At 32.2% G+C, this 26,224-nt stretch carries 21 protein-coding genes and 1 pseudogene; 19 read left to right on the top strand and 3 right to left on the bottom strand.

Features of this window, described 5'->3' with window-relative positions; all coding sequences use genetic code 11:
* Positions 1 to 18: 18 nt before the first annotated feature.
* Positions 19 to 1,617 (top strand): BCCT family transporter, encoded by a 1,599-nt coding sequence (locus ACQ3F0_RS21345; protein WP_428867752.1) that lies wholly within the window; start codon positions 19 to 21, stop codon positions 1,615 to 1,617.
* A gap of 22 nt (positions 1,618 to 1,639) precedes the next feature.
* Positions 1,640 to 3,037 (top strand): trimethylamine methyltransferase family protein, encoded by a 1,398-nt coding sequence (locus ACQ3F0_RS21340; protein ID WP_428867751.1) that lies wholly within the window; start codon positions 1,640 to 1,642, stop codon positions 3,035 to 3,037.
* Between the two features lie 101 nt (positions 3,038 to 3,138).
* On the opposite strand, the gene ACQ3F0_RS21335 is transcribed toward ACQ3F0_RS21340, so the two are convergent.
* The 3 genes from ACQ3F0_RS21335 to ACQ3F0_RS21325 all read right to left on the bottom strand — a co-directional run bounded on the left by ACQ3F0_RS21335 (position 3,139) and on the right by ACQ3F0_RS21325 (position 6,662).
* The gene (locus ACQ3F0_RS21335) at positions 3,139 to 4,584 is read right to left on the bottom strand and encodes an APC family permease (protein ID WP_428867750.1); all 1,446 of its coding nucleotides are present in this window, start codon (positions 4,582 to 4,584) and stop codon (positions 3,139 to 3,141) included.
* Between the two features lie 92 nt (positions 4,585 to 4,676).
* Entirely contained in the window at positions 4,677 to 5,054 is a 378-nt protein-coding gene (locus tag ACQ3F0_RS21330) for a RidA family protein (protein ID WP_428867749.1), read from the bottom strand.
* A 12-nt stretch (positions 5,055 to 5,066) separates the two neighbouring features.
* Positions 5,067 to 6,662 (bottom strand): L-serine ammonia-lyase, iron-sulfur-dependent, subunit alpha, encoded by a 1,596-nt coding sequence (locus tag ACQ3F0_RS21325; protein ID WP_428867748.1) that lies wholly within the window; start codon positions 6,660 to 6,662, stop codon positions 5,067 to 5,069.
* A gap of 461 nt (positions 6,663 to 7,123) precedes the next feature.
* Here ACQ3F0_RS21325 and ACQ3F0_RS21320 point away from each other — a divergent pair, with 461 nt between their 5' ends.
* The 17 genes and pseudogenes from ACQ3F0_RS21320 (at position 7,124) to dpaL (ending at position 26,175) form a co-directional block, all read left to right on the top strand.
* Positions 7,124 to 7,678, top strand: coding sequence for a helix-turn-helix domain-containing protein (locus ACQ3F0_RS21320; protein ID WP_428867747.1), 555 nt, complete (start codon positions 7,124 to 7,126; stop codon positions 7,676 to 7,678).
* A gap of 841 nt (positions 7,679 to 8,519) precedes the next feature.
* A complete protein-coding gene (locus tag ACQ3F0_RS21315) occupies positions 8,520 to 10,172 on the top strand; it encodes a BCCT family transporter (RefSeq protein ID WP_428867746.1) in 1,653 nt (550 codons plus the stop codon).
* 179 nt (positions 10,173 to 10,351) lie between these two features.
* Positions 10,352 to 11,752, top strand: coding sequence for a trimethylamine methyltransferase family protein (locus ACQ3F0_RS21310; RefSeq protein ID WP_428867745.1), 1,401 nt, complete (start codon positions 10,352 to 10,354; stop codon positions 11,750 to 11,752).
* Between the two features lie 66 nt (positions 11,753 to 11,818).
* Positions 11,819 to 12,607, top strand: a complete 789-nt coding sequence (locus tag ACQ3F0_RS21305; protein ID WP_428867744.1) for an aspartate/glutamate racemase family protein — start codon at positions 11,819 to 11,821, stop codon at positions 12,605 to 12,607.
* Between the two features lie 242 nt (positions 12,608 to 12,849).
* Positions 12,850 to 13,395 (top strand): sigma-70 family RNA polymerase sigma factor, encoded by a 546-nt coding sequence (locus ACQ3F0_RS21300; RefSeq protein WP_428867743.1) that lies wholly within the window; start codon positions 12,850 to 12,852, stop codon positions 13,393 to 13,395.
* Positions 13,395 to 14,336, top strand: a complete 942-nt coding sequence (locus ACQ3F0_RS21295; RefSeq protein ID WP_428867742.1) for a hypothetical protein — start codon at positions 13,395 to 13,397, stop codon at positions 14,334 to 14,336. The genes ACQ3F0_RS21300 and ACQ3F0_RS21295 overlap by 1 nt, the downstream gene beginning before the upstream one ends.
* 90 nt (positions 14,337 to 14,426) lie before the next feature.
* Positions 14,427 to 15,014 carry a hypothetical protein gene (locus tag ACQ3F0_RS21290; protein ID WP_428867741.1) on the top strand — a complete coding sequence of 196 codons (588 nt, stop codon included), beginning with the start codon at positions 14,427 to 14,429 and terminating at the stop codon, positions 15,012 to 15,014.
* A 170-nt stretch (positions 15,015 to 15,184) separates the two neighbouring features.
* Positions 15,185 to 16,186, top strand: coding sequence for a putative ABC transporter permease (locus ACQ3F0_RS21285; protein ID WP_428867740.1), 1,002 nt, complete (start codon positions 15,185 to 15,187; stop codon positions 16,184 to 16,186).
* A 4-nt stretch (positions 16,187 to 16,190) separates the two neighbouring features.
* Positions 16,191 to 16,346: pseudogene (locus ACQ3F0_RS21280) on the top strand (purine-nucleoside phosphorylase); the annotation flags it as partial.
* A gap of 248 nt (positions 16,347 to 16,594) precedes the next feature.
* A complete protein-coding gene (locus tag ACQ3F0_RS21275) occupies positions 16,595 to 17,077 on the top strand; it encodes a nucleoside deaminase (RefSeq protein WP_428867739.1) in 483 nt (160 codons plus the stop codon).
* A 22-nt stretch (positions 17,078 to 17,099) separates the two neighbouring features.
* Positions 17,100 to 18,185, top strand: a complete 1,086-nt coding sequence (locus tag ACQ3F0_RS21270) for a 4Fe-4S binding protein (RefSeq protein ID WP_428867738.1) — start codon at positions 17,100 to 17,102, stop codon at positions 18,183 to 18,185.
* Between the two features lie 48 nt (positions 18,186 to 18,233).
* The gene (locus ACQ3F0_RS21265; RefSeq protein WP_428867737.1) at positions 18,234 to 19,448 is read left to right on the top strand and encodes a YgeY family selenium metabolism-linked hydrolase; all 1,215 of its coding nucleotides are present in this window, start codon (positions 18,234 to 18,236) and stop codon (positions 19,446 to 19,448) included.
* Positions 19,449 to 19,503: 55 nt separating this feature from the next.
* Entirely contained in the window at positions 19,504 to 20,487 is a 984-nt protein-coding gene (locus tag ACQ3F0_RS21260) for an ornithine carbamoyltransferase (RefSeq protein WP_428867736.1), read from the top strand.
* A gap of 94 nt (positions 20,488 to 20,581) precedes the next feature.
* On the top strand, positions 20,582 to 21,934 hold the full coding sequence (gene hydA / locus ACQ3F0_RS21255) for a dihydropyrimidinase (protein ID WP_428867735.1): 1,353 nt from the start codon (positions 20,582 to 20,584) through the stop codon (positions 21,932 to 21,934).
* Positions 21,935 to 21,956: 22 nt separating this feature from the next.
* Positions 21,957 to 24,530 (top strand): selenium-dependent xanthine dehydrogenase, encoded by a 2,574-nt coding sequence (xdh, locus tag ACQ3F0_RS21250; protein WP_428867734.1) that lies wholly within the window; start codon positions 21,957 to 21,959, stop codon positions 24,528 to 24,530.
* Between the two features lie 32 nt (positions 24,531 to 24,562).
* A complete protein-coding gene (locus ACQ3F0_RS21245; protein WP_428867733.1) occupies positions 24,563 to 24,949 on the top strand; it encodes a RidA family protein in 387 nt (128 codons plus the stop codon).
* 14 nt (positions 24,950 to 24,963) lie between these two features.
* Complete coding sequence (gene dpaL / locus ACQ3F0_RS21240; protein ID WP_428867732.1) at positions 24,964 to 26,175, top strand: diaminopropionate ammonia-lyase; 1,212 nt, start codon at positions 24,964 to 24,966, stop codon at positions 26,173 to 26,175.
* The last annotated feature ends 49 nt before the right edge of the window (positions 26,176 to 26,224 follow it).

The raw sequence follows: 26,224 nt of genomic DNA, 5'->3' as shown, positions 1-26,224 counted from the left end.
ATTATAGGAGGAAAATCTATGAAAAAACATGATAAGAAGGATTTTAGGATTAATAAAGTAGTTATAGGTATTTCAGCAGTAATTTTTGGTGCGATTTTTATTTTAGGTATTGTATCCCCAGAACTATTTTCCAGTGTGCTTGGTGGAATAGTTGACTTCTTATGTGACCAATTGGGGTGGTTCTTGAATTTAGCGGTTATATTCAGTATTGGGATGTCATTATTTTTCTTATTCAGTAAATATGGAAAGATAAAAATTGGTGGAAAAGACGCAAAACCAGAATTTAGTAAGTTTACATGGTGGGCAATATCGCTTTGTGCAGGTATGGGAATGGGGATAGTTTTCTTCCCGCCAGCAGAAATAATAGAATACACATTTAATCCTGCTGTAGGAAGTGGCTTAGAAGCAGGAGGAATGGCAGCTTTATCAAACGCCTTTGAATTTACATATTTACATTGGACAATAACTTTATATGGCGTGTATGTTGCTGCTGGATTAGTAGCGGCTTATATATATTATAATTTGAAGCAACCATATAGTATCACATCTAGTTTGTATCCTTTGTTTGGTAAAAAGGTATACAAATATAGAAACTTTATAGATGGACTTGTAACATTTGCAATAATTGGTGGAGTTGCAGGATCATTTGGTTATGGAATATTACAAGTATCTGATGGATTGAACCAACTCTTTGGGTTACCTACAGGCGCATTTATGTGGATTATAATTGCAATAGTTGTTACATTAGTATATACTTTATCAGCTGTAACAGGACTAAAGAAAGGTATACAATTTTTGGGAGATAATAATGCCAAACTCTTTATTGGAATGCTCTTATTTGTAATTATATTTGGGCCAACAAAGTTTTCAATGAATTTAGGTGTGCAAAGTACTGGAAACATGTTTACTAATTTATTTAAGAATCTTACTTTTACAGAGCCTTTTGAACCGGCAGCAAAATGGTCAGTATGGTGGAACTGGTTATGGTATTTAGATTTCTTTATCTTTGCACCTACGACAGGATTGTTCTTAGCTAGACTTAGTAAAGGAAGAACAATGCGTGAATTTGTAACTGTTAATATGGTCGCACCTTGTTTATTTGGATGGTTATGGGTAACAATATTTGGTGGTCTTGCAGCGAATGCACAGTTTGTTGGAGGTTTAGATTTATGGCAATTAATTCAAACTAGAGGGCATGAAGCTGTAATGTTAGGTTTGTTTGAACAATTACCTTTACCAATGATATTAAAAGTCATAATGATGATAGTAGTACTTGTATCTTTTATAACCCTAGCAAATGCAGTTACTTCTACAATATCAAAAATGAGTGTAACTACAGGTGAAAACTATTTAGAAGATGACGCTCCAGCATCAGTACAAATTTTCTGGGGAATATTCATGGGAGCAATTGCTATAATATTCTTAATAAATGGAGGTCTAGATGGAGCTAAAACAGTAAAGATGTTAGTAGGATTCCCAATAGTAATATTGCAAGTTGTAGCGGGAATAGGTTTCTTGAGAATGTTTGCTAAAGGTAAATATGTTGAAGTGGATGAAATAGAGAATAATGTAATACAAGAAAGTGTACCAGGAGAAGGAATTGTAGAAGATATGTAATTTTATTTGAGGGGGATTATATATGAAACTTATAAATAATTTTTTAGACAAGGTAGAAGTAGAAAAAATCCACAGCATGACTTTGAGAATCCTTTCAGAGGTGGGAGTTGAAATTGATTGTGATGATATAGTGGAATTATTTAAGAAACATGGTGCAAAAACTGAAGGAAATAAAGTTTTTATCCATGAAGAATTATTTGATAAAGCCATGAGTACTATTCCTAAAGAGTTTGAGTTATATGGAAGAAGAGGATCTATTACAGTTGGTGGGGACAGTAAAATAATTGCACCAGTATCAGGACCTCTAATGGTAATGGAGGGCAACGAAACTAGAAGTAATACAGCTGAAGATTTTGTTAAATTCCAAAAACTACATCATAGTAGTACAGTAATGGATGTAATGAATCCTAATCTTATAGAACCACAGGATATTGATCGTGAAAATGTTAGAAATTATCAAATGGCAGTTTGTCTAAAATATTCAGATAAACCTATGATTGGATTTACAACGAGTCCTAAAGCATCTATTGATAGTATTAATATGGCACAAGAGTTTTATGGCTGCAAAGAAAATGTTGTGTTGGGGATAATTAGTGTTATTTCGCCTTTAAAATATGACGGAGTAATGTTGGAAGCAACTAAAATATATGCAGAAAAAAATCAACCTCTAATGTTTGCGTGTTGTTCATCACCAGGGGCAACAAGTCCAACAACTTTATCAGGTACAGTTGCAGTAAATAATGCAGAGGTATTGGCTGGTATAGTAATATCCCAATTATTACGTCCAGGCTTACCGGTTTTATACGGAAATACTACAGGATCATGTGATATGAGATTTGTATCTCCCGCAATAGGTTCTGTGGAAACTGGATTGATAATTTATGCAGCAGCGGCAATGGCCAAATACTACGGAATACCATGCAGAACTGGAGGTTCTTTATCAGATGCAAAAGCGGTAGATTGGCAAGCTGGTGTAGAGTCTACTATAACAATGTTACCAGCATTAATGTCTACTAGTAATTTTATATTACAATCTTGTGGTGTTATGGATTCATTTAATATAATAAGTTATGAAAAGTTTATATTGGATGAACAAAATATTGAAATGTTCTTGAGAATGACAAAAGGATTTGAGGTGCTAGATACTGAAGAAGAATTTGAGTTAGTTAAAGAAGTTGGACCAGGTGGAGCGTATATAGAAGAAATGCATACATTTGAAAACTTTAGAAATGAACACTATACTCCTAAAATGTTTAATAAAGAGGGTTATGAAGTTTGGCAAAATCATGGCGGACTATCAGTGTTAGAAAAAGCAAGTTTAGAAGTTAAGAGAAGATTAGAAGAACATGTATATGTTGAAAACACACCAGAACAGGAAGAAGTATTAAATAGATACTTAGGTGGTTATGAAATAAATTAAAAGATTAATTCAGTAACTTATAAAAATGTACCCTATAGAGTGGACAAAGAAAAAAAGTCTACACTATAGGGTTTTCTTATTTTTAAACAGAGCTAATAATATTATTTATCAGTAAGGATTGAATCTCTATTTACTAGATTTTCCTCAGATGAGTTTTTACTTTGTGAATAAAGCCATAATGGTATATAACAGCCTAACACAATAAATCCTACCCAGGTTGATTTCCAACCAACTTCCAATGAATTTAGATAAACTACTCCAATTAAATAAAAAGGAATATTAATAATTCCAAACAAGAGGGCGATATTTTTCCATCCTTTTGGAGCATTGAATGATGCTTCAAGTTTTGATAGTTTTGAATCTCTTTTTGCTTTTACATAGGCAAACAAACTTATGCCATTTGCAAATACGTATCCAATAGAAGATGCAGCAATAATAGCAGTAGGAGTTCTAAGACTTATTAGAACTAGGTTTAACAACGCAATACAAATCATTGCATTTATTGGAGTTCCATATTGATTTGTTTTTCCGAAAAATTTTGGTAGGTTACCTTCAAGTGACATTGAGTACATTGCTCTTGATGAACCTAAAAGTGCAGTTTGTATTATTAGTACCATGGCTGCAATTAACATAAAGATAGATATATACGCACCTGTTGAACCAAGAGATACTTTTGCAAGAGAAAGCATTGGAGAAAGAGGTGCACTTAATATACCGTTTACTCCTAAAGTTCCTATACATGCAGTTTGAACTAGTGCAAAGATTAGAAAACAAGCTATTCCACAGGAAAATAAAGCTTTAGGTAAATCTGATTTTGGATTTTTATACTCTGGTCCATATATTGAAGCTGTTTCCCATGCACAGGCACTCCATTGGGCCATTGCGAAGACACCAAAGAGCATCATAATATGAGATAAATCCCATTGCCAACTAGTTGGGAGCCAGAATTCAGTAATATTACTAAAATGAAATTGTTTTGTTATAAATGGAGATAAAGCAATTATAATAACAGGTGCTAATGAAATACCTGCTAGTATATATCCTAGTACTGCGCCGCTAGATAACCCCTTATAGTTAACAATAATTAGTAGTGAATTTATAATTATTCCTACCAATAAGCATAATTTTAGTTCGGAAACCGAATTAAAAATTGGTAATAACTCGTGTAAGTAGGTTCCAATTAATATTGAAAATATAGCTAAAATAGGATTCCATGCAAACCAATAGCTCCAAGCGCTGAAACCACCAATAAATTTACCTATGCTGTATTTATTTTTACTATTATTATTCTTAAAAATACTTTGAGCAAAGCCTGGTAATCCAGAGGCATTGGGAAACATTGTTGCCATTTCTCCATAAGCTAGATTTTGCATAAAGCCTTGGAATACAGATAACATCCAAACGATAATAGAAAATCCCCACACATAGTTTGTGAAATAGCCTATTGAAGGTAATATTAATAATGGAACACCAATAGCTATGGCTAATCCTTGTTTCCAATCTATACCTCTTTGTAGTTTTGCTGATGTATTATTTTTCTCTGACATAAATAATCCTCCTGTAAATATTCTCTTTTGGTGATTAATTTTATAATATAAAAAGAGGTGTGAAATCACCTCTTTTTATATAGCACAAACAACTAAATGAATGCCACTACATCTACTTCTATATCTAAATTTTCGTATAATTCCTTCACTGCAACAGTTACGCGAGCTGGTGGGTTATTTGGAAAGAATTCCGTGTACACTTCATTCATTTCTTCGAATTTATCCATTGAAGAAATATATACATTACATTTTAATACTTTTTCAAGGGATGACCCTGATGCTTCTAATATATTTTTTATATTTATTAAAGATCTTCTTGTTTGCTGAGCTACAGTATCTCTTTCCATTTCATTTGTTTCAGGATTTATACATATTTGTCCTGATAAATAAATAATATCATTATGTACAACGGCCTGAGAATAGGGACCTACAGCTTTAGGAGCCTCATTTGTTGATATAATTTTTTTCATTGTAAGTTCTCCTTATCTGTGGGCATCTCTTTCAGCTTGTTCTCTAGCTAATCTCTGGCCAGTTGGAGTTGTGCACAGCCCACCATTGCATGTACATCTTAATTCGCTTGGTAATTGAGCACCGACTCTAAACATAGTTTCTGTTGATTCGTCAAGTGGGATGCAAGGATCAAATCCGCCTATTACAATATTTGCACAAATTACTGCATTTGCAGCGGACATAGCATTTCTGCTAATACAAGGAACTTGAACTAGACCTGCCACAGGGTCACAGATAGTACCGAGTATATTTTGTATTGCCACTGATGCAGCATCAAGTGCTTGCTTTGCAGTTCCACCTATGTAATGCATTAAACCTGCTGCAGCCATTGCTGATGCTGCGCCTGGTTCTACCTGACATCCATAAAGTTCAGCAGAGAAGTTACAATCTTTTGCCATACAAACACCTACAATTGCAGTTGCAAGCATAGCTTTTATTTTATCATCTTCATTTAATCCTAATTTATTTGCAGTTCCGAGTATAGCTGCTGGAATTACGCCGGCTGATCCACCGGTTGGGGCACATAAAACTACTCCCATTGCACTACTATACTCCATAGTTGCGATAGACCATGGTGTAACTAAATCAAGAATCCCGGTGCTTAACCACTTCTTTTCATTTTCAGAAGCTTTTTGAATTTTTCCAGATGTAGGTTTCAATATACCATACATATCTATTTTACCTTTTAAAGCCTCAGCAATACCGTCTTCCATTATCATTATTATTTTTTTCATATAATCAAAGATTTCTTCCTTAGACCATCCACTTCTTGCTGATTCATACATTACAGCAAGTTCCCAAAGTTCTTTGTTTTCTTTTTCAGCGATTTGAAGCATTTCTTCAGCTGATTTAAAAGGAACTTTATCATGTAAGTTAGATAAAACAGTAAGTACTGGTTTGATTTGTTTTACTGAAATAATATTTTTAAAAGCTTTTATTTGAGAGATTAAATTATCAGAAACCTCTATAGTGGTTTTTATATTAATTAATCCTCTACTATCAACAGTAGAAAAATCTATTTTTTCAACTCTATCTAATTTATTTTTTATATCATTACCTAATTCTTTTAATGCTTCTAGCTCTAAGTTTTCTGTGAAAATTAAAAGCTCATTAGCATCTCCTACAATGGATACAGGTAGGTCATTAATTGATAAAAGTTTTACAGTTCCTCCGCCTGTAGAATCTGCATGTACACAAACTACTTCTCCATCTTCACTTGCCATTGTAATTTTTGAGATGTTTGGAACTATGGCTTGGAAATCACTAATTAAAAAGCTAATATCTATTCCCATTTCTTTTGCATCTAAACCTGCTGTACGAAGTCTAGGATCTTCAGGGCGTCTACCTAAAAGACCTGAAGTAAATCCTAAATCAGATTTTTGTCCTTTATACATATTTGTATAAGCACCTTCTCTTGCAAATTCAACAACAGCCTTTTTTAACTTCCTGTCTAAAAGTTGACTACTTAAGTATCCAATTCTAGCGCATCCACAAGTGTGAGAACTTGATGGACCTACCATAATTGGACCGATTATATCATTAAAAATACTGGGATTCTGTCTTGTCATAAAAAAACCTCCTTATTAGTTAAAAAACTATAAAATTCAAATATATGAAATTATTAATAGGATATGAAATTCACATATATGAAATAAAGGAATAGGTTTTTTATTAATTATGGATTGGAAATTTCAAAATAATAAAAATGGATATAAAATATTTTAAAAATATTTATTGTAAATAGGTCTGAGTAGTATTGATAATCTATTTAGAGTATATAATAAAAAAATAAAAATTACAAGCTGCAATTTCATGAATTTGAAAAAACACAATATGTGCTAGTTAATATATAAATAAAAATTTTATGATTATAAAATTTTTATTTATAAAAGAGTGTATTTATAGTATAATTATAATGAATATATATACCATAGCTCTAGATACAAAGATACTTAGAAATAGTATTGAAATACTCTAATAAAATGTACTTATTAAATTATAGTGAAATGATATATACAGGAGGAATAAGATGGAACAAAATAATAGAATTTCTGAGATTGGAGATAGAATTAAAGATATTAGAAAGCAAAAAGGATTTACATTACAACAACTATCTGAAAAATCTGGATTATCAATTGGTTATCTAAGTAATTTAGAAAGAAATGTGAATAGCCCCACTCTTGACTATTTACAGAGAATTTGTGAAGTGCTTAATATCAATATTATTGAAATTTTAGAAAAATCGCCAGAAAATAAGCTGCATATAAAGAAAGATGAACGACGAGTAATATATGAAAAAGAGGAAAAAGTTAAATATGAATTGATTACTGAAGGAGAAAAAGATATAAAAGGTATTTGTATGACTATAGAAGAAGGGGTAGATTATAAAAGCATATCTTGGGGGCATAATTCAGATGAGCTTGGTGTTATCACTAAAGGTACAATGGAGATTGAAACTGCAGAAAATAAATATGTTTTAAAAGAAGGAGACTCATTTTACCTTTATGCAAATAGTATGCATACATATAGAAATATAGGAAATGGTGAATGTGTAAGTTATTGGGTATCTATAGATAAAGAATAAAGTAGTTGGCAATAATTCTGGTGGTAATTTAAGTGTCTAATATTTTCGTTTAAACAAGAGGGTTGGCAAAATTTGATTTTGTCAACTCTCTAATTTTTTTTGGGTAGTAATTATAACAGATAAATAGAAGATAAATTCAAAAATATGAAATATGATATTCGTAATAGATTTGATAGATAGCAATACAAAGCGGTGTAAGAAAGGAAATTTCACTATTTTGAAAGAGTTCAACGAGAATTAACCATTTGAAATTTTATTGCCATATCTATAAAATGGGAGGTTGACGTAGGTGTAGTGCGGATATTTGCTGTTGTTCAATTGAAATTAATAAAAAATTAGAATCAATGATTGACATGTAGAAGCAAAAGTTATATAATAATTTCATGGATATGAAATTACATAAATATGAAATTGGATAAGTAGATTAAAAGAAATTTTAAGTGTAGGTTGGTAAAAAAATAAGGTTATAAAAGGAAGAGTATTATCAGGTGTTATTTATTTGTAGAAATGAAAACGATTTACATTATTTGTTAAAATAGTGGTGAAAAATAATGAGTTGTTGAATTTATACGGATGTTATAAATTTTTAATAAAGAAAGTTTAAGTGAAAAATGGGAACAGTCACCGTTTTTGAGTTTCATGTTCTGTGGGAAGATCAATGGATAACTCTAAAAGGTGACCTAACAGTAATTATACCATTAAATATTTTTAGAAAAAATAGATTTACAAGAAAAATTAAAAATAGAATATCAAATATAGTCTTGAAGAAAACTAATATTCAACAACTACTATTAATTTTAATAACCACTATTATTATAAAATTATTTGAGAGGATGGTTATATGGCAAAAGAAAAAAAAGGTTTTTGGTCTTTAGTCAACAAGCAAGTATTCTTTCCACCTGCAATTTTATTAACTGTTGGAGTTATTTTAGGAGTTGTTAATCCAGAAGGTTTTGGAAAAGCCTCCTCGGCGGCATTAGATTTTACATTAAAATATTTTAGTTGGGCTTATGCTCTTGGGGCAATAATATTAACATTATTTTGCTTTTGGGCTGGATTCAGTAAATATGGGAAAATTAAACTTGGAGGGCCTAAAGCAAAGCCAACAATGAATCGTTTTACATGGTTTGCAGTTACTTTTACTTCTTCACTTGCAATTGGGATTAGTTTCTATTGTGTTGCGGAGCCTATGATGCATTACATGAATCCTCCAACATTTTTAGGTATAGCTGGAAAATCAGTTGAGTCTGCAGCTGTTGCATTAAGGTATACTTATTTACACTGGGCATTTATACCTTTTGCTATTTATACTAGTGCAGGAGTTGGATGCGCATTTGTTTTCTATAATGCAAGAAGAGCATTTAAAGTTAGTTCTTCTTTGTATCCACTTATAGGTGATAAAGCTGATGGTTTATGGGGAAATTTAGTAGATGCATTAGCAATATTTGCGATGGTTGGTGGTATTGGAACGTCTTTTGGTTTAGGTACTATGCAGATTGCAGGTGGAATGGACTTCCTATGGGGAGTTAAATCTGGAGCGGGTGCTTGGACTGTGATTATTGCTGTTATGGTGGTTATTTATACTTTATCTGCTTGTACAGGAATACATAAAGGGATTAAATATGTTAGTACAGCAAATATGTATATGTATTTTATACTTTTAGGAGCAGCATTCTTATTTGGACCTAAAATAGCTATTCTTGAGAATACTATAACTGCTGTTGGTGATTATTTAGGTAATTTAATTCCGATGTCATTTAATCTTGATCCTATTAAACAAACAGGTTGGACAAAAGATTGGACGATGTTCTATTGGGCTTGGTGGCTGGCATTTGCCCCACTTACAGGATTATTTATGGTTAAATTATCAAAGGGAAGAACAATAAGAGAATTTGTTACAATGAACTTAGTTGCTCCTGCTACATTCGTTATAGTGTGGTTCGGTACATTCGGTAGTGCAAGTATATTTATGGATCATTTCCAAAATACAGGTATTGGGGCAATCATTACAGAACATGGAGTGGATGTTGCATTATTTGCTTTTTTTCAAAAGCTACCATTAGCTCCGTTAACATGTACGATTGGTTTGTTAGTTGTTGCTGCATCTTTTATTACTCAAGCAGAAGCTGTAAGTATAACTTTATCAACTATGACTACTGTTGGATTTGATTCAGCTGGAAATGAAAAAAATCCACCAAGAGTGGTGACTATTTTCTGGGGAGTATTAATGGGGGCAATTGCCTTGATTCTTCTTTTAACTGGGGGAGCTAAGGCTCTTCAAACATCGGTTATTGTATGTGGTTTACCAATTATAGTTCTTCAACTTGTTATGGCTGTTGCTCATGTTAAAGCGATGAAAAATGCTCAAGAACTTGATAAAGTAGGAACATTTGATGAAGGTAGAAATCCTTTTGTAGATGATCCGATGTTTGATGAAAGTTCAAATTTGGAGGCAGCTGTTAGTTCAGAGATTGCTGCTGATAAGATAAAATAGTATTTGAATATAAAATCCCTGATTATTCATAGATTATACCAATCTATGAATAATTGGGGAACTATTAAAAGTGGTATCAAATAGCGAAAAATAAAATTATGTAATATAAAATAGATAAGTCTAAGTTTGGATTTAAGATTTATTAAAACAAATCCAAAAACATATGAGGGGGTTAAGATATGCAAGCAAAAGGTACTTTTGTTAACAAAGAAGACATATTAAAGATGCATGAAGCGATATTGAAAATATTATCTGAGATTGGTGTTAAATTCCATTACGAAAAAGCGTTAGATGTTTTTAGAGAGCATGGTGCTAGAGTAGAGGGAGAAGTAGTTTATATAGAAGAAGAATTATTAAATAAGGCGTTAAAGACAGCACCAAAATCTTTTGTTATCCGTGCAAGAGACGAAAAAAATAATGTAGAAGTAGGTGGGAAAGAAAGTGTTTTCTGTCCAGCTTATGGACCAGTTTTTATAAAAAGAGGCGATGAAAAACGTTTAGCAAATAAAGAGGATTTTATTAATTTCACTAAACTTACACAAGATAGTGAAACTATAGATATGTTGAATCCGTACGTGGTAACTCCATCAGATATACCTGAAAAGGAGATACAAATGTTCCAACAAGCTACATGTTTGAAATATGGAACAAAACCTATGATGGGAATTACAGCAGGTTATGAAAAGTCAAAGGAATGTATCAAATTAATAAAAGATTTTTATGGTCCAGAATACAAAGATGATCATGTTACAATAGGGTTAATGAGTGCTATATCTCCATTGTCTTATGATGATGCAATGATTGGTGGTATATTTGCTTATGCAGAAGAAAATCAACCAATTATACTTGGATGTGGTGCATTACCAGGAGCTACTTCGCCAACTACAATAGCAGGAACTATGGCAGTTGCTGGTGCTGAACTTTTGGCTGGACTTGTATTAAGTCAATTAATTAGACCAGGGGTTCCAGCAGTATTTGGTAATATGGCAGCATCAACTGATTTACGTTTTGTTACTCCAGCAATTGGAACTCCAGAAGCTGGGCTTATAGCTATGTTTTCAAAAGCTTTAACAGACTTTTATGGAATTCCTTGTAGAGGTGGCGGTGCACTAAGTGATTCTAAGGCTGCAGATATGCAAGCTGGAATAGAGTCTACATTTACTATGATACCAGGTGTTATAGCAGGTGTTGATTATATTATTCATGCATGTGGTATTATGGATTCTTTTAATATTATATGTTATGAAAAATTCATAATTGATCAACAAACAATTGAAATGTCCAAACGTTTTAGAAATGGTTTTGAAATAAATGATGATACAATAGGATTTGATACAATTAAAAATGTTGGGCATGGAGGACAATATTTGGAAGAAATGCATACTTTCGAATATTTTAGAGAAGAGCATTTCATGCCACATTTATTCTGCAGAGAGTATTATGAAAACTGGGAGAATAACGGCTGCAAGACCGTTTTAGACAAGGCAAATGATAAGATTGATGAGATGTTAAATGAATTTAAAATGCCAAATATAACTAAAGAACAGGAAGAATTAATAGCACCATTTGTGTTAGATTAGAATGATTTTGAGATAAAGCTTCACAGATAAATAAAATTATAATATTATTTATGAGGAGGATATAATATGTATTATAACGGAAGAGATATGGGAATCAATCATATAAAAGCAAGAAAACAACATAGTTGCTATGGTATGGGATTAGGAATTATGATATTAGATGAGGTATATCCAGGATTTCCAGGGGATGTTAGAAATGCAAGTGCATTTCCTTACCCAGTGCAATATGATATAGTAAAGGATATAGATATTTTTAAATTAGTTTGGGAAGAAGATAAAAGCCAATGTTTGCAGCCTATTTTGGACGCAGCTAAAAGACTTGAAAAAATGGGATGTAGAGCAATTGCGGCTGAGTGTGGATATTTTGCATATTTTCAAAAAGAAGTGGCAGCACATGTAGATATTCCAGTGTTTATGTCTAGTTTACTACAAGTACCATTTATTCAGCAATTAATAAAACCTGATCAATCAGTAGGTATCGTAGCTGCTCAAGGGAAATTCTTAAAAGAAGCTCATTTAGTGAATGTAGGTATTAATCCTAAAAGTAATCTTGTAATAGTAGGTGCTCAAGATGAATATGGATGTACTCAATTTGATAACTTATGGGATCATGAAAAGAGACCCGAAGTGCCAGAAGCGTATTTTGATAAATCAGAAGAAGATATGGTAAGATTATGTAAAGATCTTGTTGAAAAGAATCCAAATATGGGTGCTATAATGCTAGAATGTACAGGTATGCAGCCATTTGCAAGAGCTATACAAAGAGAAGTAGATTTACCAGTATTCAGTTGGGGAACTTTATTAGATTATGCATATTCAGTAGTAAATCATAGAGAATACTATGGTCATGTATAAAATTTAAAAGAAATAAAAAAGGACTGTCTCAAATATAATAAATTTTGAGACAGTCCTTTTTTATTTAATTATTTTTGATTAATTACGAGTGAAAACTACAAAAACCATTGTATTTATATATATCACTTAAAGTATGGTTAAACCACAAAAAGTAAGTTCAACTAAATTACTTTTTGTGGTTTAACCAGAGTATAATTGGATAAACAGTATTTTTAGAAATCTAACAAGAATGAGGGTAAAAAATGGAGGATAGTAGAATACTTTTGCTTCTTAAAAATAGTCCTGAAAGAGGAATTTATGAAGCAACTGTAAAATATGGAGGGTTGGTTAAAGGAATTGCAATAAAAATTTTGCATAATAGACAAGAGGATATAGAGGAATGTATTGCAGATACTTTTATCGTTTTGTGGAAAAATATTAATAAAATTGATTTTGACAGAGGATCACTAAAAGGATATATTGCTTGTGTAGCGCGCAGTACTACTATTAATCGTTATAACAAATTAGCGAGAGAAAAAATTGATTATTTTGAAGATGAAAATATGGAGGCAAAAGAAAATATTGAAGAGTATTTAGCTCTAAAAAGTGATGTAGAGGTTTTACAAAATATTATTAACGATATGGGAGAACCGGATAAAGAGATATTTACTAGGCGATTTTTTCTCTTTGAAAAAGTGAAGGATATAGCTTCATACTTATGTCTTACCCCAAAAACGGTCGAAAATCGTATATACAGAGGACGTAAACGGCTGAGGAAAGAAATGATTGAAAGGGGGATTGTTCTTTAATGAAATATGATGAAAAATTATTAGATGCATTAGATAAAATGGAGATGAATATGGAAAAATTAACTGAAGATGAGTTAAAAAGAATTAGTGCTTTGCAAAAGCAAAAAATGAATCTAAAGAGACCGAAATCTAAAAAAGCAAAATGGAAAATAAAACAGTTCTCTAGAATTGCAGCAGCTTGTGTAATCATAGTAGGAGGTGCTTTGATATTTATTCAAAGTAGTGGTTGGAAAATTCAAGAAACAAATGATAGTAATTTAATCACTAAAGAAGATATTGATTCAAAAAATAATAAGGATAACATAGGAATCGCAAGTATTGATAATTTTAAGAATGAACAAAAAACAACAAATATTGAGCCGGATGCTACTAATCAAGGCGATGTTCTTACATCAGATGATAATAATGTAGGCATTGATAGTATCGATGATTCAAATGATCAACAAAATATTACAAGTGTTCAATCGGATAATTCGGATACAACAAAAGAAAATAAAACAGATAAAAATAATGACATAGGAATTGCAAGTATAGATAACTTTGATAGTCACAATAATACAGTAAGTGTAACATGGAATAATTTTAATCAAGTGAAAGAAATTTTAGGATATACAGTTATGATTCCAATTGGTAATTTAGATGAGCTAAGTAGAGGGGATATTAAAGTAATTGATAATGAAATATTAGAAATTAATTATGAATATAATAATTCTTTTATTACTTATAGAACTGGAAAAGGAAACATAATTACTGGAAGTGGTGTAGTAGATGATAATACAAAAACAATTACACATAATGAAATACTAATTACTATCAAAGAAAATAAAGGTAAAAGGATGTTTGGATTTAAGAAAGAAGGCCGAAGTTATTCTATGGATATAAACGGTGTTATTTCTGATGATGAAATTATAAAAATAATCGACAGTATTAGGCCATACTAAATTTTTTCAAAAAAGATGAGTGAAAACCAATTAATCATTTGTATGTATATATGAAAAACAAATTATTGGTTAAAATTTAGGAGGAAAACAATGAAAAAACTATTAATTATGGCATTGGCAATTTCAATATCATCAACAATGTCTTTTTCAGTAAAAGCTGATGAAGTAAAAACTAAAAGAACTGTTAGCAATAATAGGGTAGAAGAGAAACAAGAAGAAAATAAACTTTTTATAGGATTAATCAAAGGCTATGAAAATGGTAAGGTAAGAGTAAAGGCTTTATTTGATGTGGATAGTGGTTTGGAATCAGAAGATACTATTTATATTAATGTCGATAATGCAGAATTTCCTAATGGCGAAGTAAATGAATATCCAGAAGGATATTTAATAACTATCAATTACGATGAGATAAAGCAAGCATCAAATGGACATGAAATAATAGCTAAAGTGGTTCGTGCGGTAGAAGAAGACCAAGAGGTAACAATAGCAGAGAGTCCGGAGATAAATTTAATTTCTGCTAATCCTTCTCAAATAAAAGAAAAACGTATCAAGCCTGAATTAATTAATGAAGAAGTTATGCACTATGATGAAGAAGCTAATGAAATTATAGATGATAATACTGTAGCAGAAGGTTTCTTTAGAAGAATTATATTGTTATTTAAACAAATCTTTTCATAATTACAACATAATAGAGAAAAATCTATAGTAAAAAGATAATCTTTGGTATTTAGAGATTATCTTTTTTTTATAAAAAATCTTGGTTAAAATTATTAGATAGCTGAGTTTTATATTATTTTTTTGGGAATAACTAATATTATAAATTCTATAGGAATAGGACGGTGGAAACATTGCATTCAGTTTTAGAACTAATAATATTATTCTTTGTTTATTCCTTTTTAGGTTGGGGCTTAGAAATTTTTTATGCATCATATTTAACAAAAAAACTAGTCAATAGAGGATTTTTGAAAGGCCCTTTATGTCCGATTTATGGATTTGGCTCCTTAACAATTGTAATGATAATGCAATTAGATTCTAAATTTGTACACTCATTATCTATAAAGCTTTTTATTGCAATTATCGCAGTGACCCTTCTAGAATATATCACAGGAGTTTTATCAGAAAAGGTTTTGAGTAGGCGATTATGGGACTATAGTGATAATATTTTAAACATTCAAGGACATGTTTGTATACATTTTTCGATTCTATGGGGAGGATTAGCATTTTTGTTAATTAGGTTTGTTCATCCAAAGATAATTGGACTAATAAAATTAGTTCCTACAAGTACTAACAAAACACTTACATATATTGGGTTTATAGTATTTTTAATTGATATTATTTATTCTTTAATTAATAACAAAGAAGAAATTACTGTTAAGAATACCGAAAATCCTTCTAGTGAAGAAAAATTCAAAGAGTATATTGAAGATATAGTGGGCCATGATGCGGTAAAAGAAATGAAAAATTTTTGTCATCATCGTAATGTGAGTTGTTATGATCACTCTTTGCATGTTGCGTACAATAGTTATAAAATTTGTAGACTTTTAGGATTAGATAGTAAATCAGCTGCAAGAGGGGGACTTTTACATGATTTTTTCCTATATGATTGGAAAAAAACTAGACCGCCTGAAGGGTTACATGCATTTTCACATCCATCTATAGCTTTTAAAAATGCTAATAAATATTTCACAGTTAATAAAATTGAAAAAGACTGCATAATGAGACATATGTGGCCTGTAACTTTGATGCCCCCAAAATATCCGGAATCTATTATTGTATGTTTAGTTGATACTTATTGTGCTGCTACAGAAATTTTTTTCAGGAATAGAATTAAGATTATGAGAATAAGTTGATATAATAGGAATTGATGTACTTGGAATATCTTGCATTACCAATATGGCTACAGGAATACAAAAGGTCAATCACTCACACGAAAGAGTAGTAGAAACAGCTAAAAAGGCATCTGTTGATTTTTGTAAATGGGTAACTAAGATAATCGAAAATTTAGAGTAGAAATAATGCGTTGATTTAGATTAATAAAATCTGGATTGGCGCTTTTTCTATTTATATTAAATATATTTTGTAAATAGGGTTTATTTAAATAAAAACCAATGGAGTGGAATTTGTCGCATTTTGCGATTTTTTAGAAAATTATAAGTATTGACAAAATTGAAACAAGGGTGTATTATAATAATTAATTAGACTGACTAGTCAGTAAAATTGTTTAATCAGTCAAAAAGGTGAGGAAGGAGGTTATGATTATGGCTTGGAAAACTGATGAGTGTTACTTTAAAAAGGCTATTGAAGTATCTAGGGAAGCTCTTGATACAGGTAATGATGGATTTGGTTGTATCTTAGTTTCTCCTGAGGGTGAAATAATCATGAAACAAAGAAATGCTGTTGCAGATGAAAATAATCCAACTGCACACGATGTAAATACTATGCTGAGGGAAGCAGTTAAAAAGTACTCTCCTGAATATTTATGGGGTTGTACTGTATATGCAACAATGGAACCGTGTTGTATGTGTACAGGAGCAGCTTTTTGGGCAAATGTTGGTAATATAAAATATGCTGTATCTGAAAGAGAACTTGGAAAACTTCTACCAGGGGGATTGGATATACCTAGTAGACAAGTGATAGAAAGTAGTGGTAAAGAAATTAAAATATCGGGACCATTCGAAAGCGTTCATGATGAGGCTATCGTGGTAATAAAAGAATGGGTAGATAAAATTTTAGGTAAATAATAAATAAATAGGAGGAATACTAATGGATATTACAACAAAAGTAGCTAGTTTAACTTTGTCAAATCCTTTGTTACCTGGTTCAGGTCCGTTGACTGGCGATGATGAAAGAATGACATATCTAGCTAAATTAGGTTTAGGAGCGTTAGTAACAAAAACAGTTGCACCTGAAGGGGCGGTTGTAGGTAGACCTTGTATTATTGGAACAAAAAATATGATTGCTAACTCAGAAGCTTGGTCTGAATATGGTTCAGATGAGTGGGTTGATAAATTTTTACCAAATACAAAAAAAAATGTAGATACGCCAATTATAGTTAGCATAGGGTATGATGAAGCTGATATGAAGAATCTAATTCCTCGATTAGAACCTTTTGCAGCAGGTTATGAATACATACCTAGATACATAGGTAAAAACTTTGATGAAGTGCAAAAAGTAGTAGCAACAGCAAGAAAATTAACTGAGAAACCTATATGGGTAAAGATGAATGCTAATATATCAGACCCTGTAGGATTTGCTAAAGCGTGTAATGATAGTGGTGCAAATGGGATAGTAGCTATCACATCATTAGGACCTAATATGGTAATAGATATTGAAAATAGAAAACCGGTAATAGGTATTGATTCAGGTTATGTATGGACATCAGGTCCGCCAATAAAACCTTTAGCCTTGGCTTATGTAAATATGATTAAGGAAGCATACCCAAATCTATCTGTAATCGGTTGCGGTGGGGTGGCTAATGCAGATGATGTAATAGAATTTTTACTTGCAGGTGCAGATGCTGTACAAATGCTATCAGAAGCAATGTTAAAAGGTAGAGATTTATATAAGAAAATAATTGAAGATTTACCAAAAAGATTAGAAAAATATGGATTTGAAAGTATAGAAGATGTTAAGCGTACAGGCCTTACAAAGAAAAAAGTAGCTACTGAGCCGTCATACCCAGTTGTTGATCATGAGAAATGTACAGTCTGTGGAATATGTGAAAAAAATTGTCCTTATTTTGCAATTACAAATGAGTCAGGAAAAATAATTATAAATCAAGAAAAGTGTTTTGGCTGTGGTCTTTGTGAATCAAGATGTCCAGTAAAGGCAATAAAAGGAGTTTTATAAATTTATATAAAAACTAGGAATATTAAAAAATAAGGGAGAGATAATAATATGAATAATAATGAACTTAAAGCAAAAATTTTAGAACTTAGTGAAGAATATCGTGATTATACTGCGGAAGTTCTATCAAAAATGGTGAAAGTTCCAGGGTTTAGTGGTGCAGAAAAAGACAGATGTGAATTAATTGTTGAATTATGTAAAGAAGCTGGATTTGATGAAGTACGTATTGACGGATTAGGTAGTGTTGTTGGACGAGTTGGTTATGGTCCTAAAGTATTAGCATTCGATGCTCATATTGATACAGTTGGTATTGGTGATATAAAGCAATGGAATAAAGATCCTCATTCAGGGGAAATAGTAGATGGCCTTGTTCATGGTCTTGGAACTTCTGACCAATTAGGTGGAGCAGCAGCTATGATAGCGTCTGGTAGAATGTTAAAAGATTTAGGGTATGACGGTGAGTTCAGTGTTTACTATACATTCACAGTAATGGAAGAAGACTGTGATGGTATTGCTTGGATTTACTTAATCGAAAAAGAAGGTTTAAAGCCTGATTACATTGTTTCTTCAGAGCCAAGTGCTTGTAAGTTATACCGTGGACAAAGAGGTAGAATGGAAATAGAAATCTTAATTAAAGGTATTTCATCTCACGGGTCTATTCCACATAATGGACATAGTGCAGCTTATCTTGCATCAAAAGCAGCATTGGCTATAGAAAAGCTTAACGAAGAATTACAACCAGATGCTGAGAAATTCTTAGGTAAAGGATCAGCAACTGTATCATTAATGGAAGTTTATGGACCATCTCAATGTTCAGTTCCAGATGAAGCAAGACTTTATATTGATAGAAGATTAACTTGGGGTGAAAACGAAGAAATAGCAATCGGTCAAGTTAAAGATTATATAAGCAAAGCTATGGGTGAAGAAGCTCAAAAAGTATACATGCCTTACTATGACAAGAAAGGTTATAAAGGAACAGACTACGGTCAAGAACTTTATTTTCCAACTTGGATAGTTGAAGAAAAACATGAAATCGTTCAAGGTACTGTAAAAGCATTTGATAATTTATATGGTGAAAAATTGGTACCAGGCCCATGTACTTACTCAACTAATGCAGTATCTTTCTGTGGTCGTTATCATATACCATCAGTAATAATAGGACCTGGAGATGTTGATAAGTGTCATAAACCAAATGAATTTACAAGAGTACAAGATTTAGTAGTATGTAGTGCGTTATATGCGATGTTACCTTATACACTAAAATAATTAAACTAATTTAATAAGAATAAAATAAACTATTTAATTAAAAGGAGAGACAAATATGCAATCAATATTTAGAGGGAAACATTTTATCACACTTCAAGAATGGACAAAAGACGAAATAAATACACTTATTGATGTATCACTTGATTTAAAAAGAAAATTTGCATTAGGCCAAGATACACCATACTTAACTAATAAAACAGGTTTCTTGATGTTCTTTGATAGTTCTACAAGAACTAGAAATTCTATGGAAGCTGGTTTAGCACAATTAGGTGGACACGGAAGTTTCCTTGATACTAGTACAATGCAAATTAAGCATGGTGATAGTGCACAAGATACAGCAGTTATTCTTTCAAGATTTGGTCATGGTATAGCTTGTAGACATTGTGGTTGGGAAGTAGGAAATGCTTATATTAGAGAAATGGCTAAACATTCAAGCGTTCCAGTAATGAATCTTCAGTGTGATTTATATCACCCAATGCAAGGTGCTGCTGATTTAATGACTATACAAGAAAATTTTAGAGAAACTAAAAACTTAAAAGTTTCTATAATTTGGGCTTATGCAACTACACATAAAAAACCAGTTTCAGTTCCATTAACTCAAGCTATGTTATTTCCAAGATATGGCATGGATGTAACTCTTGCATATCCAGAAGGATATGATTTGCCAGATTGGGCAATTGAAACCGCTAAGAAAAATGCTTTAGAAAATGGTGGAACATTCAGAATAACTCACAATATGGAAGAAGCATATAAAGATGCTGATGTAGTAATTCCTAAAAATTGGGGTAGCTGGGTAAACAACCAATCTACAGAAATTGTAGATGATATGCTAAATCAATATAAAGGATGGAAATGTACAGAAGAAATGATGAAACTTGCAAAACCTCATTGTAAGTATATGCATGCATTACCAGCAGATAGAGTAAATGAAGTTGAAGATGCAGTTATAGATGGACCTAATTCTATCATCTACGATGAAGCTGAAAACAGAATTCATACTGCAAAAGCTGTAATGGCACTTACTATGGGTGGAAAATAATAGAGTTTAATATAAGTTACTTTACAAGGATTTTATCTAAATTAAAATCCTTGTAATTGTATATATAGTTTGTTTAAAGAGAGTAGGTGCTTATGTGTTTATTATTAAAGATGGGACTATAGTATCATCTACAGAAAGTTACAAGGCGGATATTAAGATAAAAAATGGCATTATCATTGAGATTGGTGAAAAGTTAAAAGATGATAGTGCGACAATAATTGATGCAAAGGATTGCCTTGTGTTTCCTGGATTTATAGATGCACATACTCATTTTGACTTAGATACTGGAGTGGCTAGATCATCAGATGATTTCTCAACAGGTACTAAAGCAGCTATATTAGGTGGAACCACTAGTATTATAGATTTTGCTAATCAGTACAAAGGGGAAGGTCTAGTTGAAGCTCTTGACAACTGGCATAAAAAAGCAGAAAATATTTCTTCTTGTGATTACGGTTTTCATATGTCTATAACTGATTGGAATGATAATGTAGCTCAGGAAATTGAAGAAATGTTTAAAAGAGGGGTATCGTCTTTTAAACTATATATGGCATATGATATTAAAGTAAATGACGGTGAAATTTATGAAATTTTATCAAAAGTTAAGGAGTATGGTGGAATAGTTTCTATGCACTGTGAAAATGGTGAATTAGTTAAAAAATTAACTAAAATTCAGTTGAAAAAAGGAAACACAGCTCCATCAGCTCATCCTTTATCAAGACCTAATTATGTAGAAGCAGAAGCTATATCTAGGTATACATATATAGCTGGATTAGTTGATGTGCCTGTCAATATAGTACATTTGAGTACAGCAGAAGGATTGGAAGAAGCACGTAAAGCAAGAAAGAGAGGGCAAAAGGTATATGTAGAAACATGTCCTCAATATTTATTGTTTGATGATAGTAAATATGCTTTATATGGTTTCGAAGGTGCTAAATATATTTTATCACCACCTCTGAGAAAGCAAAAAGATATAGATGAACTATGGAATGGTATTAGAAATAAAGAAATTGATACTATTGGAACAGATCACTGTAGTTTCAATTTTGAACAAAAAAAGATAGGCATAGATGATTTTAGTAAAATACCTAATGGTATACCGGGAGTAGAACATAGACCTGCACTGATTTATACATATGGAGTAAATAAAAACATTATTACACAAGAGCAGATGTGTGGTTTGCTTTCAGAAAATATAGCAAAGATGTTAAATGTGTATCCTCAAAAAGGAACGATTAGTGTAGGTAGTGATGCGGATATCGTTATATGGAACAAAACCCATAGAGAAGTTATTTCATGGAGTAATCAAAGTCAGAATGTTGATCACACTCCTTATGAAGGTATAGATACATTAGGAAAAGCAAAGCACGTTTTTTTACGAGGTAAGCATGTGGTTCAAAATGGGAAACTTGCATTAAAAAATACGGGGAGATTTATAAGCAGGGGATAATATTTTATGAAGAGGTGAGAATATGTCCAAATTTATAGTAAATAGTAATGAAGTAGAAGTAACGGAAAATAAAAAGTTACTTACATTTTTAAGAGAAGACTTAAATCTTACATCAGTTAAAAATGGGTGTTCACAGGGTGCATGTGGAACATGTATGATATTGATCGATGGAGTAGCTAAAAAAGCTTGTGTTATCAATACGGATAAACTAGAGGGAAAAGAAGTAATTACTGTTGAAGGACTAGCAGCTAAAGAGAAAGATGCCTTTAGCTATGCATTTGCAGAAGCAGGAGCTGTACAATGTGGTTTCTGTACACCAGGAATGGTTATGAGTGGAAAAGCTCTTATTAATAAGACTCCAGATCCAACAGATGATCAAATTAAAGATGCGATAAAGAATAATATATGTCGTTGTACAGGATATGTAAAGATAGTAGAAGGAATAAAATCAGCAGCAAAAATATTAAGAGAAGATATAAAAGTTGAACAAAAGGATACATCAGCTTTAGTAGGTAAAAATTTTAATAGAGTAGATGCGGTTGAAAAAACTCTTGGAATAGCAGAGTATGTTGATGATATTCGTATTGACGGCATGGTTTATGGTAGTGCTGTCAGAACAAAATATCCTCGAGCATTAGTTAAGAAAATAGATACAACAGAAGCAGAAAAATTAGAAGGGGTTTTAGCAGTTTTAACTGCAAAAGACCTTCCAGGCAAAAAGAAAATTGGACATATAGTAAAAGATTGGGACATTTTGATAGGAGAAGGAGAAGCTACTAGATATATAGGTGATGCTATAGTATTAGTAGCTGCAGAGAGTCAAGAAATATTGGAAAAAGCCAAAAAAATGGTTCATATAGAATATGAAGAATTACAGCCAATTACAGATCCAAAAGAAGCAATGAAAAAAGATGCTCCTAATATTCATGAAGCCGGCAATATATTGACTGTTCAGAAGCTTAAAAGAGGAGATGCTGATGCTGTAATAGAGAATTCAAAATATGTGGTTAGAAATATATACAAAACACCTTTTACGGACCATGCATTTTTAGAGCCAGAATCAGCTGTTGCAATGCCAGATGGTGAAGATGGAGTAATAGTTTATTGTGCAGATCAAGGTGTTTATCAGACTCATAAAGAATGTACAGAGGCACTTGGAATTCCAGCAGACAAGGTAAGAGTTATAAGTAAAATGGTAGGTGGAGGCTTCGGTGGAAAAGAAGACTTAGTAGTACAACACCATGCTGCTATACTTGCGTATAGCATCAAAAAACCTGTAAAAGTTGCACTTACAAGAGATGAAAGTATAAAAGTCCATGTAAAACGTCATGCTATGGAAATGGAATTTATAACTGCATGTGATGAGAATGGTAAATTGACTGCTATGAAAGCTAATATAATAGCAGATACTGGGGCATATGCTTCATTAGGTGGACCTGTTCTACAAAGAGCTTGTACTCATGCGGCAGGACCATATAATTATCAAGATATTGAAATAGTAGGAACAGCAGTATATACAAATAATCCACCAGCAGGTCCATATAGAGGATTTGGAGCTACTCAAAGTTGTTTTGCAACTGAGAATAATATAAACCAATTGGCAGAAATGGTTGGAATTTCGCCTTGGGAAATCAGATATAAAAATGCTATAAGACCTGGGCAAGTGCTTCCAAATGGACAAATAGCAAGTGAAGATACAGCATTAGTAGAGACCTTAGAAGCAGTAAAGGATCAATATGATGCAAATCCAAAAGCGGGTATTGCATGTGCATTGAAAAATAGTGGTTTAGGTGTAGGTATACCAGATATAGGTAGGTGCAGAATAGTTATAAAAGATGGTAAAGTTCATACTTATACTAGTGCAGCCTGTATTGGACAAGGATTAGCTACGGTTATGACTCAAATGATTACTGAGACTACAAATATATCTCATGATGATATAGTGCACGAAGCACCAGATACAGGATTAGCGCCAAATGCAGGAAATACTACTGCTTCAAGACAAACTTTAATGACAGGTGAAGCTACAAGAAAGGCAGCTCTATTATTAAAAGATGCTTTAGAAGGAAAAACATTGGTAGAACTAGAGGGACAAGAGTTTTATGAAGAGTTTACTTATGAATCTGATCCTATAGATTCAGATAAAGAGAATCCAGTTAGTCATATTGCTTATGGATACGCCACTCATATGATTATATTAGATGATGAGGGTAAAATCAAAAAAGCAATAGCAGTGCATGATGTAGGAACACCTATTAATCCAAAAGCTTTAGAAGGACAAATAGAAGGTGGAGTAGTAATGAGTCTTGGATATGCACTAACAGAAGATTTCCCACTAAAAGATGGAGTGCCAACAGCTAAATTTGGAACTCTAGGACTATTTAAATCAACTCAAGTACCTGAAATTGAAGCAATAGTATTAGGAAAAAAAGGGCTAGAGAAGAAAGGTGCTGCTTATGGTGCAAAAGGAATAGGAGAGATAAGCTCTATCCCAACAGCTCCAGCAGTTACTTTAGCGTATTATAATTATGATGGTAAATTTAGAACTAGTTTACCAATTAATAATACGCCATATGAGAAAAAAAGAAAGAAGTAAAGTTAAAAAAAAACAATAAGGAGTATAGAAATATGTCAAAAGTAAAAATGTTTAATTCAGAAAATGCACCAGCTGCTATAGGACCATATTCTCATAGCGTGATTTTAGGTGATGTAATATATGTATCAGGTCAGTTACCTGTTAATCCAAAGAATGGGGAAGTTTCACAAGATGTTTGCGAACAAGCAAAACAATCTTTAGAGAATTGTAAAACTATATTAGAAAATGCAGGTTCTTCACTAAACAATGTAGCTAAAGCAACAATTTTTATAAAGAATATGAATGATTTTGGGGAAATTAATGAAGTATATGGAGAATATTTCAGTGAGCACAAACCAGCTAGAGCTTGTGTAGAAGTTGCAAGATTACCAAAGGATGTTTTAGTAGAAATAGAAATGATAGCTAGTTTAAAATTATAAGGGAGATAAAGAATATGGAAAAAGTAAAATATATAAAAAATAATATGCCAAAGACTGATGATAAACATTTAAAGCTTATGTCTTTAAAAGAAATAGAGAAAGTGAGAAATTTTCATAAAAGTTTCCCGCAATATTCTGAAACACCATTGGCTGAGTTAAAAGAAATGGCTAAGGTATTAGGAGTAAAGGATGTATATGTAAAGGATGAATCTTATAGATTTGGATTAAATGCATTTAAAGTATTAGGTGGATCTTATGCAATAGCAAGATATATTGCCGGTGAATTAGACAAAGATATATCACAAATGGGATATGATACACTTACATCTCCAGAGTTAAGAGAAGAATTTGGTCAAGCAACTTTCTTTACAGCTACAGATGGTAACCATGGTAGAGGTGTTGCATGGGCTGCTAATAAATTAAATCAAAAAGCTGTTGTACGTATGCCAAAAGGTACTACTGCAACAAGATTAGAAAATATAAAAAAAGAGGGCGCTACAGTTACAATAGAAGAAATGAACTATGACGATTGTGTAAGAATGGCAAACGGGGAAGCACAAGCATGTGCAAATGGTGTTATGGTTCAAGATACTGCATGGGATGGATATGAAGAAATTCCATCATGGATAATGCAAGGATATGGAACTATGGCTATGGAAGCTGGAGAACAGTTAAAAGGATATGGATGTGAGAGACCTACACATATATTCGTACAAGCAGGAGTTGGGTCATTAGCTGGAGCAGTTCAAGGTTACTTTGCAAATTTATATCCAGATAACTGTCCAACTACAGTAATAGTTGAAGCTAACAAAGCAGATTGTTTATACAAATCAGCAGTTGCACAAGATGGAGATATCAGAATAGTAGATGGTGATATGCAAACTATTATGGCTGGATTAGCATGTGGAGAGCCAAATACTATATCATTTGATATATTAAAGAATAATAGTTCATTCTTTGTATCTTGTCCTGATTATGTAGCTGCAAAAGGTATGAGAATGTTAGGTGCACCATTAAAATGGGACCCTCAAGTAGTATCTGGAGAATCTGGAGCAGTATCAATGGGACTATTAGCATTAATTATGCAAGATGCAAGATTAAAAGAATTAAAAGAAGAGTTAAAATTAGACGCAAATTCTAGAGTTCTTATGTTCTCAACAGAGGGAGATACGGATCCAGAGAATTATAGACGTGTAGTTTGGGATGGAACTTTTGCATCAGTTTAGTTAGATAATTTATTATGAAATTATCTAAAACTATATAAGTATCGGAATT

Source organism: Clostridium sediminicola (assembly GCF_050402865.1).
Classification (GTDB): domain Bacteria; phylum Bacillota; class Clostridia; order Clostridiales; family Clostridiaceae; genus Clostridium_AF; species Clostridium_AF sediminicola.
This window is presented reverse-complemented; position numbering and strand designations above follow the sequence as displayed.

Bases quoted from the DNA above. Each gene is read 5' to 3' on its own strand.
- ACQ3F0_RS21345 (WP_428867752.1), top strand. From the start codon at position 19: ATGAAAAAACATGATAAGAAGGATTTTAGGATTAATAAAGTAGTTATA.
- ACQ3F0_RS21340 (WP_428867751.1), top strand. From the start codon at position 1,640: ATGAAACTTATAAATAATTTTTTAGACAAGGTAGAAGTAGAAAAAATC.
- ACQ3F0_RS21335 (WP_428867750.1), bottom strand. From the start codon at position 4,584: ATGTCAGAGAAAAATAATACATCAGCAAAACTACAAAGAGGTATAGAT.
- ACQ3F0_RS21330 (WP_428867749.1), bottom strand. From the start codon at position 5,054: ATGAAAAAAATTATATCAACAAATGAGGCTCCTAAAGCTGTAGGTCCC.
- ACQ3F0_RS21325 (WP_428867748.1), bottom strand. From the start codon at position 6,662: ATGACAAGACAGAATCCCAGTATTTTTAATGATATAATCGGTCCAATT.
- ACQ3F0_RS21320 (WP_428867747.1), top strand. From the start codon at position 7,124: ATGGAACAAAATAATAGAATTTCTGAGATTGGAGATAGAATTAAAGAT.
- ACQ3F0_RS21315 (WP_428867746.1), top strand. From the start codon at position 8,520: ATGGCAAAAGAAAAAAAAGGTTTTTGGTCTTTAGTCAACAAGCAAGTA.
- ACQ3F0_RS21310 (WP_428867745.1), top strand. From the start codon at position 10,352: ATGCAAGCAAAAGGTACTTTTGTTAACAAAGAAGACATATTAAAGATG.
- ACQ3F0_RS21305 (WP_428867744.1), top strand. From the start codon at position 11,819: ATGTATTATAACGGAAGAGATATGGGAATCAATCATATAAAAGCAAGA.
- ACQ3F0_RS21300 (WP_428867743.1), top strand. From the start codon at position 12,850: ATGGAGGATAGTAGAATACTTTTGCTTCTTAAAAATAGTCCTGAAAGA.
- ACQ3F0_RS21295 (WP_428867742.1), top strand. From the start codon at position 13,395: ATGAAATATGATGAAAAATTATTAGATGCATTAGATAAAATGGAGATG.
- ACQ3F0_RS21290 (WP_428867741.1), top strand. From the start codon at position 14,427: ATGAAAAAACTATTAATTATGGCATTGGCAATTTCAATATCATCAACA.
- ACQ3F0_RS21275 (WP_428867739.1), top strand. From the start codon at position 16,595: ATGGCTTGGAAAACTGATGAGTGTTACTTTAAAAAGGCTATTGAAGTA.
- ACQ3F0_RS21270 (WP_428867738.1), top strand. From the start codon at position 17,100: ATGGATATTACAACAAAAGTAGCTAGTTTAACTTTGTCAAATCCTTTG.
- ACQ3F0_RS21265 (WP_428867737.1), top strand. From the start codon at position 18,234: ATGAATAATAATGAACTTAAAGCAAAAATTTTAGAACTTAGTGAAGAA.
- ACQ3F0_RS21260 (WP_428867736.1), top strand. From the start codon at position 19,504: ATGCAATCAATATTTAGAGGGAAACATTTTATCACACTTCAAGAATGG.
- xdh (WP_428867734.1), top strand. From the start codon at position 21,957: ATGTCCAAATTTATAGTAAATAGTAATGAAGTAGAAGTAACGGAAAAT.
- ACQ3F0_RS21245 (WP_428867733.1), top strand. From the start codon at position 24,563: ATGTCAAAAGTAAAAATGTTTAATTCAGAAAATGCACCAGCTGCTATA.
- dpaL (WP_428867732.1), top strand. From the start codon at position 24,964: ATGGAAAAAGTAAAATATATAAAAAATAATATGCCAAAGACTGATGAT.